General features: G+C 42.7%; 13 protein-coding genes. 10 read left to right on the top strand and 3 right to left on the bottom strand.

Annotation, left to right across the window (positions count from 1 at the left end):
* Positions 1 to 24 precede the first annotated feature (24 nt).
* Positions 25 to 2,052: a YihY/virulence factor BrkB family protein gene (locus RTJ53_RS02860; protein WP_312275753.1), complete on the bottom strand. Its 2,028-nt coding sequence runs from the start codon at positions 2,050 to 2,052 to the stop codon at positions 25 to 27.
* Between the two features lie 237 nt (positions 2,053 to 2,289).
* Between RTJ53_RS02860 and wrbA the strand changes: the two genes are divergently transcribed.
* Together wrbA and RTJ53_RS02850 are read left to right on the top strand one after the other, a co-directional pair.
* Positions 2,290 to 2,895 (top strand): NAD(P)H:quinone oxidoreductase, encoded by a 606-nt coding sequence (gene wrbA / locus RTJ53_RS02855; protein WP_312275752.1) that lies wholly within the window; start codon positions 2,290 to 2,292, stop codon positions 2,893 to 2,895.
* A 13-nt stretch (positions 2,896 to 2,908) separates the two neighbouring features.
* The gene (locus RTJ53_RS02850) at positions 2,909 to 3,331 is read left to right on the top strand and encodes a hypothetical protein (RefSeq protein WP_312275751.1); all 423 of its coding nucleotides are present in this window, start codon (positions 2,909 to 2,911) and stop codon (positions 3,329 to 3,331) included.
* Between the two features lie 65 nt (positions 3,332 to 3,396).
* On the opposite strand, the gene RTJ53_RS02845 is transcribed toward RTJ53_RS02850, so the two are convergent.
* Positions 3,397 to 4,065 carry an alpha/beta hydrolase gene (locus tag RTJ53_RS02845; protein WP_312275750.1) on the bottom strand — a complete coding sequence of 223 codons (669 nt, stop codon included), beginning with the start codon at positions 4,063 to 4,065 and terminating at the stop codon, positions 3,397 to 3,399.
* Between the two features lie 230 nt (positions 4,066 to 4,295).
* On the opposite strand from RTJ53_RS02845, the gene hrpA reads away from it, so the two are divergent.
* Positions 4,296 to 8,501, top strand: coding sequence for an ATP-dependent RNA helicase HrpA (gene hrpA / locus RTJ53_RS02840; RefSeq protein ID WP_312275920.1), 4,206 nt, complete (start codon positions 4,296 to 4,298; stop codon positions 8,499 to 8,501).
* Positions 8,494 to 9,579 (top strand): hypothetical protein, encoded by a 1,086-nt coding sequence (locus tag RTJ53_RS02835; protein WP_312275749.1) that lies wholly within the window; start codon positions 8,494 to 8,496, stop codon positions 9,577 to 9,579. Before hrpA ends, RTJ53_RS02835 begins: the two co-directional genes overlap by 8 nt.
* A 187-nt stretch (positions 9,580 to 9,766) precedes the next feature.
* Here RTJ53_RS02835 and RTJ53_RS02830 read toward each other — a convergent pair whose 3' ends face one another.
* Complete coding sequence (locus RTJ53_RS02830; protein ID WP_312275748.1) at positions 9,767 to 10,186, bottom strand: DUF6636 domain-containing protein; 420 nt, start codon at positions 10,184 to 10,186, stop codon at positions 9,767 to 9,769.
* A 185-nt stretch (positions 10,187 to 10,371) separates the two neighbouring features.
* On the opposite strand from RTJ53_RS02830, the gene rimO reads away from it, so the two are divergent.
* From rimO to RTJ53_RS02800, 6 genes are all read left to right on the top strand, one after another.
* Positions 10,372 to 11,859: a 30S ribosomal protein S12 methylthiotransferase RimO gene (rimO, locus tag RTJ53_RS02825; RefSeq protein WP_312275747.1), complete on the top strand. Its 1,488-nt coding sequence runs from the start codon at positions 10,372 to 10,374 to the stop codon at positions 11,857 to 11,859.
* 14 nt (positions 11,860 to 11,873) lie between these two features.
* Positions 11,874 to 12,218: a DMT family transporter gene (locus tag RTJ53_RS02820; RefSeq protein ID WP_312275746.1), complete on the top strand. Its 345-nt coding sequence runs from the start codon at positions 11,874 to 11,876 to the stop codon at positions 12,216 to 12,218.
* Between the two features lie 201 nt (positions 12,219 to 12,419).
* Positions 12,420 to 13,148 carry a UMP kinase gene (gene pyrH / locus RTJ53_RS02815; RefSeq protein ID WP_007116804.1) on the top strand — a complete coding sequence of 243 codons (729 nt, stop codon included), beginning with the start codon at positions 12,420 to 12,422 and terminating at the stop codon, positions 13,146 to 13,148.
* A gap of 66 nt (positions 13,149 to 13,214) precedes the next feature.
* Positions 13,215 to 13,769 (top strand): ribosome recycling factor, encoded by a 555-nt coding sequence (frr, locus tag RTJ53_RS02810; protein WP_312275745.1) that lies wholly within the window; start codon positions 13,215 to 13,217, stop codon positions 13,767 to 13,769.
* A gap of 44 nt (positions 13,770 to 13,813) precedes the next feature.
* On the top strand, positions 13,814 to 14,554 hold the full coding sequence (gene uppS / locus RTJ53_RS02805) for a polyprenyl diphosphate synthase (protein WP_312275744.1): 741 nt from the start codon (positions 13,814 to 13,816) through the stop codon (positions 14,552 to 14,554).
* Positions 14,555 to 14,573: 19 nt separating this feature from the next.
* The gene (locus tag RTJ53_RS02800; protein WP_312275743.1) at positions 14,574 to 15,461 is read left to right on the top strand and encodes a phosphatidate cytidylyltransferase; all 888 of its coding nucleotides are present in this window, start codon (positions 14,574 to 14,576) and stop codon (positions 15,459 to 15,461) included.
* Positions 15,462 to 15,593: the final 132 nt, after the last annotated feature.

Genomic DNA, 15,593 nt, shown 5'->3' with positions numbered 1-15,593 from the left:
TACTCGCCAAACTAGCTGTCTGGTCTAGCTATTTGGCTTATCTTTTTCCGTAATGATACGCGGGGATTTTTTGCTTGCATTGGCTGCAATTTTTGATTTGATAAAATTGAAAGGATTGTACGGGCTATCGAGTACACTAGCCGGTACAATCTGACGAATTTTAGCCATCACCGCCGTATTATCACCTTTTGGTTCGTCATCATCCGCTAGGATTTTTGATTGCACTGTTTGGGTGGTGGTAATTTCATTGCTAAAACTCGTGTCATCTAGGTTACTGATGTCCCAACGCATATTGTCAAAATTATTGGCATTTAAATAATTATCAATCGCAAATTTATGCTCGTCTGAGGCATTGCCATGTTGTGTGGATGAGGAAGTCGGTTTGTTTTCGCCATGACTGTCGTATTCACTGTTACTTTCTTCAAGCGTTTTTAGCGGATGTTTGTCATCTAACCCCTTATCATTTGACAAGTGTTTCTGATTATCATGAGTTTGCTTATCAACTGATGATTCATGTGATAATTCATCCGATAACTCATCGTTATTTAAGGCATTAAAATCACGCGGTTGACTCGATAAGCTACCTTGACCTTTAAAATCAAGCGTACCATCAAAGCCAGTCGCTTGCTCGGCGTCAGTTTCTTTGATGCGTTTATCTTCATTGACCACGTCACTGACTTGACCGCCTGATAGCCCTGAACCTTCACGTTGACCGGCTAGTTTGTTGCCTTTACCTTTACCTTTATCTTTTTTTCCTGTATCGGGCTCGATGTCTTCAGCATTTGGGGTCTGACGCGGTGCGATACTATCAAAAATACTTGCCATCGACACATCAAAATTATATTTGAGCATGGCTTCACCACGGGCTAAGGTATTAATCCATTGTACAGTCCAAGGCGCGTTATTTTTAAGTTTTCGCAAATCCTTTTCATGCGGTAAAGGATAGGGCATATTTTGATAAAAATCCCAAAAACTATAATCATCGAGCGAGCGTTTAAGGACATATTCATCTTTGTCGCTGGTGGTGATGAGATTGTTATCTTGTAAAAAGCTAATATAAGTGTACCAATTTGGCATCTCTTGGCGACCTAGCACATCACGCAGACCAGCTTCGGTGACGACATTGCCTTTTTTATGCTCACGGTATAACACGTTTAACATATCCATCAAGCTAAACAACGCATGACGTGGGAAGATTTCTTTGGTCTCAAAAATGGTCAAACAGTAGCTGATTTGCACCCCAAGCAGGATAATATTCCAAGAAATATAAATCCAAAGTAAGAACAACGGCAAAATCGCAAACGCCCCATACACTGCTTTATAACTGGTAAAGTTGTCAACAATTGCGCCAAAGGTGAGTTTTAAGATTTCAAAGATAATCCCAACCACAACACCGGCAACCAGCGCATGTTTAAAACGTACTTGGCAGCGTGGGATAAACCAATACATGGTCACCAACCCCATCAGCACAATCGCAATGGAGCCGATTTGCACCCAAATCGCCCAGTCAATCCCATAACCACCAATCTTTTGATTTAAAAAACTCAGACTTTGCACGGTACTTGAGATAATCATCACTACCGCAAGCACAATAGGCAACAGGGTAATAATCACCCAGTAACGCACAAGATTGAGCCAGCTGGTCTCTTTTTTTTCAACGCGCCAAATTTGGTTAAACGCGGTTTCAATCGTCATTAAAGTGGAAATGGTGGTAAAAAATAAGATACCCACACCGATGATGGTTAAGTTCGATGAGTTACTGGTAAATTGGTTAAGATACTTGGTGACCTGTAATCCGGTACTGGGCAAAATATTGCTAAAAATTAAGTTTTGAATCTGCTCACGCGCTTCTGCTAACTGCGGAATGGTGGAGAGAATCACAACCAACAAGGTTAAAATCGGTACAATAGACAGCAGCGTGGTATACGTCAATAATGCAGCTTTTTGGCTACAATTATCATCGATAAAATTTTTGATAAGATACATCAAAAACTGCACCCATTTATGTTTAAAAATGGATAATTTTTTTAGTTTGGCAATGAGTTCATTCATAGTAGTTCTTATTGATAAAAAATTTCAAAGTTTGACCATCAAATCGGCGAAAAAGGCAGTGATTGTATGGCAGTATGGTATCATATTCAAAAAAATTGTTTATTGAATTACTGTGAACAGTTTTGGTGTTTTGCAATTGGCAATCTGGCTAGTAGATTGCCTTGACCCTGCCATCAAAATTCATTCACCCAAACTAGCTTGACGTAACAATTATCAAAATTGATGTGAGAAAAAACCATGAGTCAACCTTATATTTTAGTCTTGTACTACAGCCAAAATGGCTCGACCAAAGATTTGGCGTATCTGGTCGCACAAGGTATTGAAGACAGTGGCACAGGCATCGCCGCACGTATTCGCACCGTACCCAAGGTCAGTAGCGAGACTGAAAAAGTTGCGCCAAGTATTCCTGATAAAGGTGACCTGTACGCCACCATGGATGACTTAAAAAACTGTGTGGGACTGGCATTGGGTAGCCCCACCCATTTTGGCAATATGGCAGCATCGATGAAGTATTTTTGGGATAATAGCGTCACAATTTGGCTGGCGGGGGATTTGCAAAACAAACCGGCATCTGTATTTACCAGTACGGGCACCATGCACGGTGGGCAGGAGACGACTTTGACTAGCATGATGACGCCGCTACTGCATCATGGTATGGTGATTGTGGGAATTTCATACAGTGAGCCTGCGCTCAATACCACGAGTCAAGGGGGCAGCCCGTATGGCGCAAGCCATGTCAGTGGCGCAAAGCATGACCATATCATGAGCGCGGACGAAAAAACATTAGCCATTGCCCAAGGTCAACGTCTAGCCAAAATTGCCAAGGCATTACAAGCGTTATGAGAAAACAAGCGTTATGAGAAAAAAAGACCCGCACTCACTATCTGCGCCAAAACCCATATATCCCATCCACCGACGCTTAACCATAGTATGGTGGGTTTGGCTGGGGTTTCGATTGCTGGCAGTACCGCTATTGACGCATTGGTTGGCAAGTGCAAAGCCTGCTATGGTCGGCGGGATTGCTTGGCAAGCTTTGTGGTTGATACCCGCGCTATTATCAACGCCTTATATCGTGAAAGGCAAGAGCCCATATGCGCTATTGCTGCTAAGTATGCTCACTTTTGTATATTTGGGGGGCAGTGGTATGGTTGCACTAAAATACGGCTATCAAACGCATTGGGATTTGATGGCGGTTTGGTTGGTGGATTTTGTTTTATTGGGTTTGGTGAATTATTGGTTATTTATCTTACTCAAACGATTGCCAAAAATGAATGGCTAATTGCTAAAAGAGCGCAGCATGTCAGGTACGCTCTTTTTATACTAAAAAATTATGCTAAAAGATCGTTAGGCCAACACATCATTTAGCCATTTACCGATAATTTTGAGTTGCGGCATACATACTTGGTGCGCCATCGGATAGCTGTAAAACTGCGGCTGATAACCTTTTGACTCAAGCCATGCTTTGGCTTCTTGCCCAAGCTGTACTGGGACAACAGGGTCTTGTGTGCCATGATGAATGGCAATGTTTAGATTTTTATTGGCATCACTTAAAGTTAGGCTGTCTTTGGTCGCTAAATAAGTCGATAGGGTTAACAGTCCGGCTAATGGTTTGTCATAGGTTAACGCGGTTTGATAGGCGACCGCACCACCTTGTGAAAATCCAGCAATCACGATATGTTCAGGCGATACACCGCGCTCGACTTCACGTGCGATTAAATCTCCAATCGAGCGAGCGGATTGTTCAATCTGTGCGGTGTCGATTTTGCGATCAAACGACATTTCCAAAATATCATACCAAGCTGGCATCACATAGCCTTGGTTGATGGTTACAGGAATGGCGGGGGCGTGAGGAAATACAAACCGTATGCCATGGTTACCATCGAGTCCCAAGTCAGGGACGACTGGCTCAAAGTCATGACCATTTGCGCCCAGTCCATGCAGCCAAATCACCGCTCTATCAACCGGCAGATTGTTGGGATTGTGAATGACTTCAACCGTTTTTAATAAACTCATAAATTCTCCTTTCATGTGAAACACAAATGTCATAAAAAATAAATGTCATAAAAATAATTAGCCGATAGCTTAAAAATAGGGATAACGCTTGATTTTAGCTTATTCATACCACATTATCTAGGCAATGTTTACCATAAGAATAGCCTAAGTGAATGAAAGAACTTATATCGACTGCTGTACCATTAAATGATCCTCAACTAGACAAGCCTCAAAATGTGAAATTACCTGTCATGGCAAAAGACAGCTATTATCTGTCACGCCTTGCCCAACAATTAAAACAAATCAAAGACAAAGAAAGCGAAGACTATACGTCAAGATTTGATCGCTATCAAAAACAACTCAAACACTCGCAAGACAGGGTGCAAAGCCGTATCGCCAGTATACCAACGATACATCTCAACGAAGACTTGCCTGTCAGCCAACAAGCCGATAGACTCATCAAAGCCATCCAAGACCACCAAGTCATCATCGTGGCAGGGGAGACAGGCTCAGGCAAAACCACGCAATTACCTAAGATTGCCATGCTTGCCGGGCGAGGGGTAACAGGGCAAATCGGACACACACAGCCAAGACGATTAGCGGCGCGTAGTGTGGCAAATCGCATTGCTGAAGAATTAGGGGAAACGCTCGGACAGACAGTCAGCTTTAAAGTACGTTTTACTGAGCAAGGCTCATCTGATTCTATTGTCAAACTGATGACCGACGGTATTTTGCTTGCCGAAATGGCGCATGACAAGTTTTTGAGCCGCTATGATACCATTATCATTGATGAAGCCCACGAGCGCAGTCTTAACATTGACTTTATCATGGGTTATCTCAAGCGTCTATTGCCAAAACGTCCTGATTTAAAAGTGATTATCACATCGGCAACGCTCGATACAGCAAGGTTTAGCCAGTATTTTTCTAGCGTTGATAGTAAAACCAAAAAAGCGACGCCCGCGCCTGTGTTTGTGGTTGAAGGTCGCAGTTATCCCGTGGAAGTGCGCTACCGTCCGTTGACGGAGGAGATTGTCACAGGTTCGGATGATGACAGCTTTGATGATGTCGAAGATAACTTACCGCGAGCGATTACCGCAGCGGTGGAAGAGTGCTACCAAGACGCTACCAGCAAAGGGCATGCTGACCAAGCGGATATTTTGATTTTTGCGGCGACAGAAGCGCAAATTCATGATTTGGCAGATACTTTAAACCAATATGCCCCCCGTCATACCCAAATTTTGCCGTTATTTGCCCGTCAAAGTTTTGCCGAGCAACAGCAGATTTTTCACCCGACAGGCGGCCGTCGCATTATCATCGCCACCAACGTTGCCGAAACCGCCTTGACTGTGCCCAATATCCGCTACGTCATTGATTTGGGATTTGCTCGGATGTCACGCTATGACTATCGCTCGCGGGTACAACGCCTGCCGATTGAAGCGATTAGCCAAGCTGCTGCCAATCAACGAAAAGGTCGCTGTGGACGTATCGCGGCGGGCGTGTGTATCCGTTTATATTCAGAAGAAGACTTTACCAGCCGCCCTGAATTTACCGAGCCTGAAATTCTGCGTACCAACTTGGCATCAGTGATTTTGCAAATGGCAAACTTGGGTCTGGGTGAGGTAGAAAACTTTGACTTTATCCAGCCACCCGACAATCGACTGGTCAATGATGGGCGTAAACTGTTAGAAGAGTTGGGTGCGATTGCCACCAAAAAACCTGAAAATAGCCTAAGCATAGCTAATGACAGTGACAATGGCAAAGGCAAAGGCAAAGGTCAATCCAAACGCCATCCAAATCAACTTACCAAAGTCGGTCAAATGATGGCAAAAATGCCCATTGATCCTCGTTTGGCACGTATGCTGATTGCAGGTGAGCAATACGGTTGTCTCAAAGAGCTATTGGTGATTGTATCGGGCTTGTCAGTGCAAGACCCTCGAGAACGCCCGAGCGATAAGCAAACCCAAGCTGACCAAAAACACGCATTATTTCGCCAAGCCGACAGCGATTTTTTATTTTATCTCAGTCTTTGGCAGGCAATTCATGGGGCTTTATTTAAAAGCGGTGAATTTAAAAACAGTGATCTTGACCGTCAAAAAAATGAAACGCTAGATGATGAAGCCGCGCCAATCGCGCAAAGTCCGTATGGAAACGACAAATTAACCAACAGCCAACGTAAAAGCTTTGCCAAAAAACATTTTTTAAGCTCGCCGCGCTTACGTGAATGGCAACAAACCCATAGCCAGTTGTTGCAAATGGTGGATGGTTTAAAATTAACAATCAACCAAGAGCCCGCCAGTTATGTGCCTATTCACCGAGCATTGCTCACAGGTCTGCTGTCGTTCATTGCCCAAAAAGTCAATGACGTCGATAAAAGCGGCAAGCTAATCAAAGCCAAACGCGGCGAGTATGTCACCGCGCGTCAGCACAAAGCCAAGATTTTTCCTGCCAGTACCTTGTTTAAACAAAATCCGCTATGGGTGATGGCGTTTGAGGTGGTTGAGACCTCGCAGGTGTTTATGCGTACCGCTGCCAAAATCGAGCCAGAATGGATCTTGGCGATGGCAGGGGATTTGCTCAAATACCATTATTTTGAGCCGCATTGGTCAGCCAAAACGGGGCATGTCAAGGCATACGCCCAAATAAGCCTGTTTGGTCTGATTGTGGTACACAAACAACTGATGAATTATGAGCGGGTCAACCTTACTGAGTCTCGAGAAATCTTTTTGCGAGATGCCTTGGTGTTGGGCAATTTAAATGCCCCGTCCACAGGGGATGGTAAAAAGGGCAAATTGCCGCCATTTTTGCAGCATAATATAGATAAAGTCGCTGATGTATCCTTGATTGAAGATAAGCTGCGACGTCGAGATTTGCTGGTTGATGAAGAGCAGTTATATGACTTTTATGCCAAGCGAGTGCCTGAGCATATCGCAAGTCGCAAAGTATTTGAAGATTGGCGAAAAGAGGTAGAAAAAACGGACCCACAGTTTTTATTTTTTAGTGATAAAGATGTACTCAATGAACAAGCGCCCGCTACCCAAGCTTTCCCAGAAACGTGGCAACTGGGTAATTTAAAACTACCCCTGTCGTATATTTTTGACCCGACCAGCGACGATGACGGTGTGACTATTAAAGTCCCACTCGTTGCCTTACCACAGGTTGATGCGGTTGAATTACTATGGGGTATTGCAGGATGGCGCTATCAGCTGGTTTTGCAGCTATTAAAGACGTTGCCAAAAGATATTCGCCGTCAGATCGTACCTGTGCCCGATACCGCCAAACAAATTTTTGACACGCTTGAAAAAAATCACCATGGCGGACTGATAAAGCAACTGTGCCAAGCCTTAAACCAGCGTGGTGTGCGTGGGGCAAACAATCAATTTGTAGAGCCAAAAGACTTTAATCCAAGTGAGGTTGAAACCTATTTGCAGCCACAAATTGCGTTGGTGGATGACAAAAACCGCCTGATTGAAAAAGGGCGAGATATTGACGCATTAAAACTGCGCCATCAGGTCACCACAAGCCAAGCCGTCGCCAGTGGTAAAGGCGTACATAGCGAGTTTCCCGAGCATTTTAACTTTATGCAAAACCGCCACAGTGCAGGCGTGATGATCAAGCAGTTTTCGGCACTGGTTGCTGATGGACAGCCAAGCTATAGCGATAAAAAGGCTGTGTCTATTCAGCAATTTACCGATGTCAGTGTGGCACTCAACAAACACCGTCAAGGCTTGCTTGCTTTAATCGGCAATGAATTAGGCGCAAAAGCCAGACAGCTTACCAGCCAAATTGATAAAAACTTTAAACTTGCCTTTGCCCCACTCGGTGAGCTTGACAGACTCAAAGATTTGCTGATTCATGCCACGCTTGATGCCACTTTTGAAAAATTTGTTGCAGAGTTTGACCATGAAAAATTCACGGCAGGGATTCATGATAAAGAGTTGGTGATTGCCATCAATCAGTTGCCTTTGACTTTAGATGAATTTAACCAAGCCAAAGCCGTGGTGCTTGCCAATTTCTTGAGCGTTGGGCAAAGTGTACTAGCCCAGCTAAAATCGGTGTATGAGCAGTGGCAGCAAGTTCGCCAAAAATTGCTGCTACTTGACCGTGATATTTTTGAAGAAAGTATCGAAGATATCGAAGACCAGCTTGATGATTTGAGTTTATCGGACTTTGTGTATCGCATGAGTTATCAAGATTGGCAGCAATATCCGCGTTATTTGCAGGCGTTGTTGGTGCGACTCGATAGGCTTGAGCATAATTTGGATGCCGATCTTGATGCCGTGTATCAGCTTGATAAACACATGGAAAGGCTGTCTGTTAAGGGTAATGATGAGACAATTATGCCGTATCGTTGGTTGGTTGAGGAGTTTCGGATTCAGCTGTTTGCCCAGCCGATGAAAACCCGCGTGCCAGTCTCAGATAAACGCCTAGAAAAATTGTGGGAAAAATTAAATGTCTGATGAAGATATACAAACTCTTTTTAAAACATTATTAAGCACAAGAAGAATTTTTCACATTACAACTGATGCGACTTATTCTGAAAAAGAAATCTTCAAAGATAGTTACTTTTCTGGGTACGGTACAGGAGTGCTAATAAAATATTCAGGTACTTTTTTTCTTTTAACTGCTAAGCATGTTTTGAAAGATTACATAGATGGTGATTTACCTAATACGTCACCTTTTAGGATTCAAAGCGACGTAGAAAAAGGGTTTGATAATACAAATGATTTTCTTTATCCGAAGATAATATGGGATATTGGTCAGCTAATTAAAGATAATGCTGATTATGATTTTGAAGATATCATACTCGTAGAGTTGTTTCCACCTTTACCAAATCAGCAAGTCAAAGAATTTCTTTTATTCGAAGAAATAGAGTCACTAGCTATTGATAAATTTACCGAGAATAAACTTTCTTTTGAAAGTGGTTATTCATCTGAATCTAATCCTTTTTTTCATCAGCCGAACAATGCCGAATATCCTTTTGATGAAAATAAGTTCACAACCAGTACATTGATAAAAAGAGATTTTATAATAGGTGTATTAAATTCAGAAAATAGTATTTACTTCTTTGAAAAATTAAATTATTTAGGTAAAGATACGAATGGTATGTCTGGTGGGCTTATAGCAACTATTGAAGATGGAAAGTCCAAACTTATTGGTATTCATATAAGGGGAGCAAAAGAAAGTTCAAGAATAAATTTCATCCCTATTGAAAAAATTATGGAAGCTATTGTAGATTATCAAAATGCACCACACTGTAAAGTAGATTACCTATATTTTGATCGTTTGGAAAAAGGATATGGCTTTAAGCCTTTTCATGAGTTTATGGATGAAGAGTTCGCTGATAAATTTTTTAGACTAGGAATACCCGATAATGGACAAGATGATGAAAGAGTCGTAAAACAGTATTTTGATTACTTAGTGAAGAATAAAGATTTTTTTCTTGCAAATTATAAAGATATTGATGAGCATAATGGTAATACAGAGAGAACTGATAATTTTGAAGATATTTTGAAAATGATTGATGAAAATAAATAATTAAATAAGTAGAGAAAATAAAGAGACAACAAATTTTTCATTTTTAATAGCTACCCATTGGTAACTTAACTGACAACTCAAATATCGATACATCTACTAGCTTGACTTAAATTTCGCCACCTTAAATTTTATATTTAACAAAAATCCGCCAATTTAATGAGCGGATTTTTTATATTTGCAAAGATAATTAGAAAAGTTTTTGAGAATTTTTACTCAAGGTAAATCCATGACCGCTGTTATTTTTACATGTCATGCCAGTGGTTTTGCTTGTACATTGATAAGTTTTACCTTTTAGTGTCTGCCCGTAATTTAGCACAGTTGGGTGATTATCAAATGGATAGTCGCTGTAGCAAAGCATTGTAGCTTTACCCGTTTTTTCAACTCGGAATCCTTGTCCCCAATCAAAGTCACAATCTCTAGGACGTGGTTGTGCAGGTTTTGCGTTTGTCATATCAGTAATGTAGCACATTACACCACCATTCGGATTATTATTGACACTGGTTGAGCAGACGATATTGCCACTTGGGCTTTGAAAATCCGCGTGGGCGAATACTGGCAAAGCAACAAAACAAGGTAGGGTAATTGACAATAGATTTTTTAAGTTCATTGCTAATCCTTGCGCTTATAAAAATTATAAATTTATCATAACTTAAAAATGTCAATTTTTTAAATCATAAGTCGATAAATTTTTGTAATTCAAGGAATTGGACAGGTAATATCTTTTTAGAAAATTTGGTAAATTAATCTAAACCGAGTAAAATAGTCAGATTAAATTTTTTAAAAGTGATAGTCATGCCAAGCCAACCGCAAGTTTTTAATCCCCAATTTACCAATAAACCTGCTACCCACCACCAAGCCAATCATAACGAAAACCGTACTGTAGGTCAAAGCGCTAGCCAAACGGCGCACCAACTGGCTCAAGATATAGCAACGATAAAAGCGCCTAAGATTGGCTTTGTGTCGCTTGGCTGCCCCAAAGCCTTGGTGGATAGCGAGCGCATTATCACCGAGCTTAGCCGTGATGGCTACCAAGTCGCCAGTGACTATGATGGCGCAGATTTGGTGGTGGTCAATACTTGCGGCTTTATCGAATCTGCGGTGCAAGAATCGCTTGACGCCATTGGTGAGGCGATTACCAAAAACGGTAAGGTGATTGTCACCGGTTGCCTTGGCAAAGATGCCGAAAAAATCAAAACCATGCACCCAGCCGTGCTTGCGGTGACTGGCGCACATGCCTATGAAGAAGTCGTCAATGCCGTGTCGCATTATGTGCCAAAACCTGCGCCATCAAAAACTTACGACCCAAAAATCGACCTAATCAATGATGCGGGCATTAAGCTTACGCCAAAACATTATGCTTATGTCAAAATATCCGAAGGTTGTAACCACCGTTGCACATTTTGTATTATCCCAAGCTTTCGTGGTGACCTCGTTAGTCGCCCGATTGACAGTATCATGACTGAAGCGGCTGCGCTCAAAAACGCAGGCGTCAAAGAGCTATTAATTATCTCGCAAGATACCTCAGCCTATGGGGTAGATCTTAAATACAAAACCAGTTTTTGGAATGGTATGCCCATCAAATCCAAATTTTACGATATGTGCGAGGCACTGAATCGACTGGGCATTTGGGTGCGTTTGCATTACATCTATCCTTACCCGCATGTCGATGCTGTGGTCAAACTGATGAGTGAAGACAAGCTACTGCCATACCTTGATATCCCATTCCAACATGCCAGCCCCAAGGTGCTCAAAGCCATGAAGCGCCCCGCGCATAGCGAAAACGTACTGGAGCGCATCAAAACTTGGCGCTCGATTTGCCCCGATATTGTCATTCGCTCCACCTTCGTGGTGGGTTTCCCTGGCGAGACGGAAGAAGATTTTGAATATTTGCTTGACTGGCTCAAAGAGGCGCGATTAGACAGAGTAGGGGCGTTTACCTATTCAGAAATAGAAGGCGCGGCGGCAAACGACTTGCCGAACCCTGTGCCAGAAGCTATCAAACAACAACGCTATGAACGACTGATGGCGCTACAGCAACAAATCAGTGCCGAAAAACTGGCTGAGAAAGTCGGTAAAACCTTAAAAGTGCTGGTGGATGAGATTGATGAAGAAGAAAATATCGCCATTTGCCGTAGCTATGCCGATGCGCCAGAAATTGACGGTCACGTGTATGTAGATAATATTGATGCATCGGTTAAAGTCGGTGAATTTTTGACTGTCACCATTGATGAAGCCAATGAGTATGACCTTTTTGCCAGTTTTACAGGTGAACTCTTATAAAGATAAGGATTGTCATGTCTCAATCAATGTTAGCGTATAGTCTTTTAGCGATTGCGATTATTAGTGAAGTTACTGGTTCAACTTTTTTGGCGAAATCAGAGGGGTTTAGCAAACCCTTGCCCACTATCACCACCGTGATTTGTTTTGGGATTGCTTTTTATCTTCTTTCGCAAGTCATAAAAATCATACCACTGGGGATAGCTTATGCCATTTGGTCAGGGATAGGTATTGTGTTAACTGCTATCATTGGTTACTTTATTTTGGGTAATAAACTGGATTTACCCGCCATCGCTGGTATGAGTCTAATTGTATTGGGTGTGATTGTGATTAATCTGTTTTCTCATTCAGCCACACATTAATCCAGGCATTAATATAGTGCCTTGAGTAATATAGCACCTTGATAATTTGATGGCTAAAGCCGATTGAATTCTCGAAGTTAGAGCAGGGTAAAAATTAAAATGACTGTTGAAATTATCTTTACACTATCTAAAAACCGTTAATTTTGTTAAAATTTCGCCATTTGCATTATTTGCTATCTAACAGCCAACAAGAGGTCAACCATGTCTGATAAAGCTCCCCGTTACCAACGTATTTTGCTCAAACTCTCTGGCGAGGCCCTGGCAGGCAAAAATGATATGGGGATTGATTCAGGCGTATTAGACAACATGAGTCTTGCGATTGCGCACTTGGTAGGATTGGGTGTGCAAGTGGGTATCGTGGTCGGTGGTGGCAACTTGTATCGTGGCGCTGCGCTACAAAAACAAGGCCTAGTGGGCCGTGTCACAGGCGACCAAATGGGTATGCTTGCAACCGTAATGAATGGCTTAGCGATGCGTGACGCCTTGGAGCGCCGTAATATCAAATGCCGTTTGATGTCAGCCTTGCCAATTGGCGAAGTGACTGAAAACTACAGCAGCCGCAACGCTATTCGCTATTTACAAAACAATGAAGTGTGCGTGTTTGTCGCAGGTACCGGCAATCCGTTTTTTACTACCGATACCGCAGCCTGTTTACGTGGCATCGAGATTGAAGCCAATTTAATTCTAAAAGCCACCAAAGTCGATGGCGTCTATAACAAAGACCCAAACAACCATGACGATGCCGTCAAATACGACGAACTCACCTTTGACCAAGTGCTGGATCAAAAGTTGGGCGTGATGGATTTGACTGCGATTGCCTTGCTGCGTGAGCATAACGTACCGCTGCAGGTATTTGATATGGCAAAACCCAATGCGCTACTTCATGTGGTGATGGGCGAGGCAGAAGGCACCAAAGTTATCAATCACTAAAATAGTTTAGTTTATAAACTAAAATACTTTCTAAATTTGACATACAGAGTTTTAAAAGGATACAACATGATTAATGATATTAAAAAACAAGGCGAAGACAAAATGAAAAAGGCAATTGAAGCCTTAGAAAATGCCTTTAGCAAATTACGTACGGGCCGTGCCCATCCTGGTATTTTGCAGGGTGTGATGGTGTCTTACTATGGCTCTGAGATGCCACTTAATCAAGTGGCGAGCATCAACGTTGAAGACTCGCGTACCCTGTTAGTGCAGCCTTTTGACCGTAGCATGGTGCAGGCAGTCGACAAAGCAATTCGTGAATCAGATTTGGGTCTCAACCCAATGAGCGCAGAAGTGATTCGGGTACCACTACCCGCATTGACAGAAGAAACCCGTAAAGATATGCAAAAATTGGCACGTCATGAAGCCGAAGAGCGCCGTGTATCTGTGCGTAATGCTCGCCGTGATGCCAACAACGCCTTGAAAGCCTTGGTAAAAGACAAGCAAATCTCAGAAGACGATGAACGCCGCGCCAATGACGACATCCAAAAAATGACCGATAAATACATTGATAACATTGATAAGATGCTCTCTAGCAAAGAAGCAGAGTTAATGGCCGTTTAATCGTTATTTATCCAATAAAAGAACCAATTCATAAGAAGTAGGTCATGGTTGAGTCAAAGGCAGCAATGCCACAACATATTGCCATCATTATGGATGGCAATAACCGATATGCCAAAGCACATGGGCTACCAACCGGTGGCGGGCATATTGCCGGCAAAGATAATTTAGACCCTTTGGTTGAGCATTGTATGGATATTGGTATACGTGCGTTGACGGTATTTGCTTTTTCTAGCGAAAATTGGCAGCGCCCAGCCAATGAAGTGGCGTTATTGATGAAGCTACTGGAGCAAACCGTCCATGACCAATTACCGCGGATGCTGCGTCATCAAATTTCTTTGCGCTTTATCGGGGATAGGGGTGCCTTGACGCCGCATTTACGCGCGATTATGCAAGATGCAGAAGAGCAAACTGCCCATTTTATTAAGATGAGTTTGGTGATTGCTATCAGCTACGGCGGTCAGTGGGATATCGTCAATGCCTGCCGCCAAGTTGCCAAGCAAGTGGCACAAGGCGCGCTTACTGCCGATGCCATTACCCAAGACGATTTTGCACGGCACCTGTCGCTATCGGATTTACCCGCCGTTGATATGTTAATCCGTACAGGGGGTGATTACCGCATTTCTAATTTTTTACTTTGGCAATGTGCGTATGCTGAGTTATTTTTTACCGAAACGCTTTGGCCAGATTTCAAGGCGGCTGAATTAGACCAAATGATTGATATTTTCATGGGTCGTGAGCGTCGATTTGGTAAGACCAGCGAGCAATTATTAGGTTTGGGCTTTTAATTAATCAATAGGAATTGTCATGTGGGAACGCATTAGAACCGCCATTATTTTGTTAGTGATTGTTGGCGTTGCAATGTTTGCTACCCGCGAGCCTATTTTGATGTTGCCGCTATTGTTTGTCGGTGCAGGCTTTGGGGCTTTTGAGTGGTCAAAGCTCATGCCGTCACTTGAACAAAATCCCGACAGTTATGTACCGCCTATCACCCAAATTCCCACCAAACCTGCCAAGCCAATTGATTATATGTATACCCTTGTGATGCTAGGGGTTGTCAGTGTGTTATTGGTGATAGCAAAGCTGACTGGTAGTATAGCCTCTTGGGTGTTTTTTTGGCTGGTTGCGGCGCTGATTTGGTTGGTAGCGATTGGCTGGATTCGCCGTTATCCCAATAATACGCAAGCTTGGTATGGTAAGCATTTATACGTCATCGGTATGATTATACTGTCATCCGCCATCACGGCGATGTATTATCTGTGGTCACTTTCAGCTTGGTGGCTGCTATATGTGTTTGTATTGGTGTGGTGCGCGGATAGCGGTGCTTACTTTGTCGGACGAAAACTTGGTAGACGCAAGATGTCCCCGCACGTCTCACCCAATAAAAGTGTGGAAGGCTTACTGGGTGGACTTGCCACGGGTACGCTTGTGGTGATTGGTGTATCCTTTGGGTTGTTAAACGATTGGTCGATGACGGCTATCGGGTTGTTTTTGCTGTTATCGTTGCTCACTATCATCATGTCCGTGTTCGGTGATTTATTTGAAAGTATGCTAAAGCGCCATGCTGGTGTAAAAGATGCCGGGGCATTGTTGCCAGGGCATGGGGGTATTCTTGATCGTATTGATTCGCAGCTTTCAGCAGTGCCAATTTTTGCGTTGGGGTTTTGGGCGATGAAATTTTACGGCTTAATTTAATGCTAGATTGGGTTAGCTTTCAAAAATTTTCACATCTGCTTAATATTAATGTGCTCAATACCAATCTAGCCAATATCAATTTGTTTAATTCACTAATCAATGCAAGCTTGTGTTTCATTCAATCTTTTTTGC

Origin of the sequence: Moraxella sp. CTOTU46711, assembly GCF_031975715.1 — a bacterium.
Lineage (GTDB): Bacteria > Pseudomonadota > Gammaproteobacteria > Pseudomonadales > Moraxellaceae > Faucicola.
The sequence above is the reverse complement of the archived record's forward strand: the minus strand, read 5'-3'. Positions and strand labels throughout refer to the sequence as shown.

What these genes read in the sequence shown, in the direction of transcription:
- RTJ53_RS02860 (WP_312275753.1), bottom strand. Translation starts at nt 2,052, where the DNA reads ATGAATGAACTCATTGCCAAACTAAAAAAATTATCCATTTTTAAACAT.
- wrbA (WP_312275752.1), top strand. Translation starts at nt 2,290, where the DNA reads ATGAGTCAACCTTATATTTTAGTCTTGTACTACAGCCAAAATGGCTCG.
- RTJ53_RS02850 (WP_312275751.1), top strand. Translation starts at nt 2,909, where the DNA reads ATGAGAAAAAAAGACCCGCACTCACTATCTGCGCCAAAACCCATATAT.
- RTJ53_RS02845 (WP_312275750.1), bottom strand. Translation starts at nt 4,065, where the DNA reads ATGAGTTTATTAAAAACGGTTGAAGTCATTCACAATCCCAACAATCTG.
- hrpA (WP_312275920.1), top strand. Translation starts at nt 4,296, where the DNA reads ATGGCAAAAGACAGCTATTATCTGTCACGCCTTGCCCAACAATTAAAA.
- RTJ53_RS02835 (WP_312275749.1), top strand. Translation starts at nt 8,494, where the DNA reads ATGTCTGATGAAGATATACAAACTCTTTTTAAAACATTATTAAGCACA.
- RTJ53_RS02830 (WP_312275748.1), bottom strand. Translation starts at nt 10,186, where the DNA reads ATGAACTTAAAAAATCTATTGTCAATTACCCTACCTTGTTTTGTTGCT.
- rimO (WP_312275747.1), top strand. Translation starts at nt 10,372, where the DNA reads ATGCCAAGCCAACCGCAAGTTTTTAATCCCCAATTTACCAATAAACCT.
- RTJ53_RS02820 (WP_312275746.1), top strand. Translation starts at nt 11,874, where the DNA reads ATGTCTCAATCAATGTTAGCGTATAGTCTTTTAGCGATTGCGATTATT.
- pyrH (WP_007116804.1), top strand. Translation starts at nt 12,420, where the DNA reads ATGTCTGATAAAGCTCCCCGTTACCAACGTATTTTGCTCAAACTCTCT.
- frr (WP_312275745.1), top strand. Translation starts at nt 13,215, where the DNA reads ATGATTAATGATATTAAAAAACAAGGCGAAGACAAAATGAAAAAGGCA.
- uppS (WP_312275744.1), top strand. Translation starts at nt 13,814, where the DNA reads ATGGTTGAGTCAAAGGCAGCAATGCCACAACATATTGCCATCATTATG.
- RTJ53_RS02800 (WP_312275743.1), top strand. Translation starts at nt 14,574, where the DNA reads ATGTGGGAACGCATTAGAACCGCCATTATTTTGTTAGTGATTGTTGGC.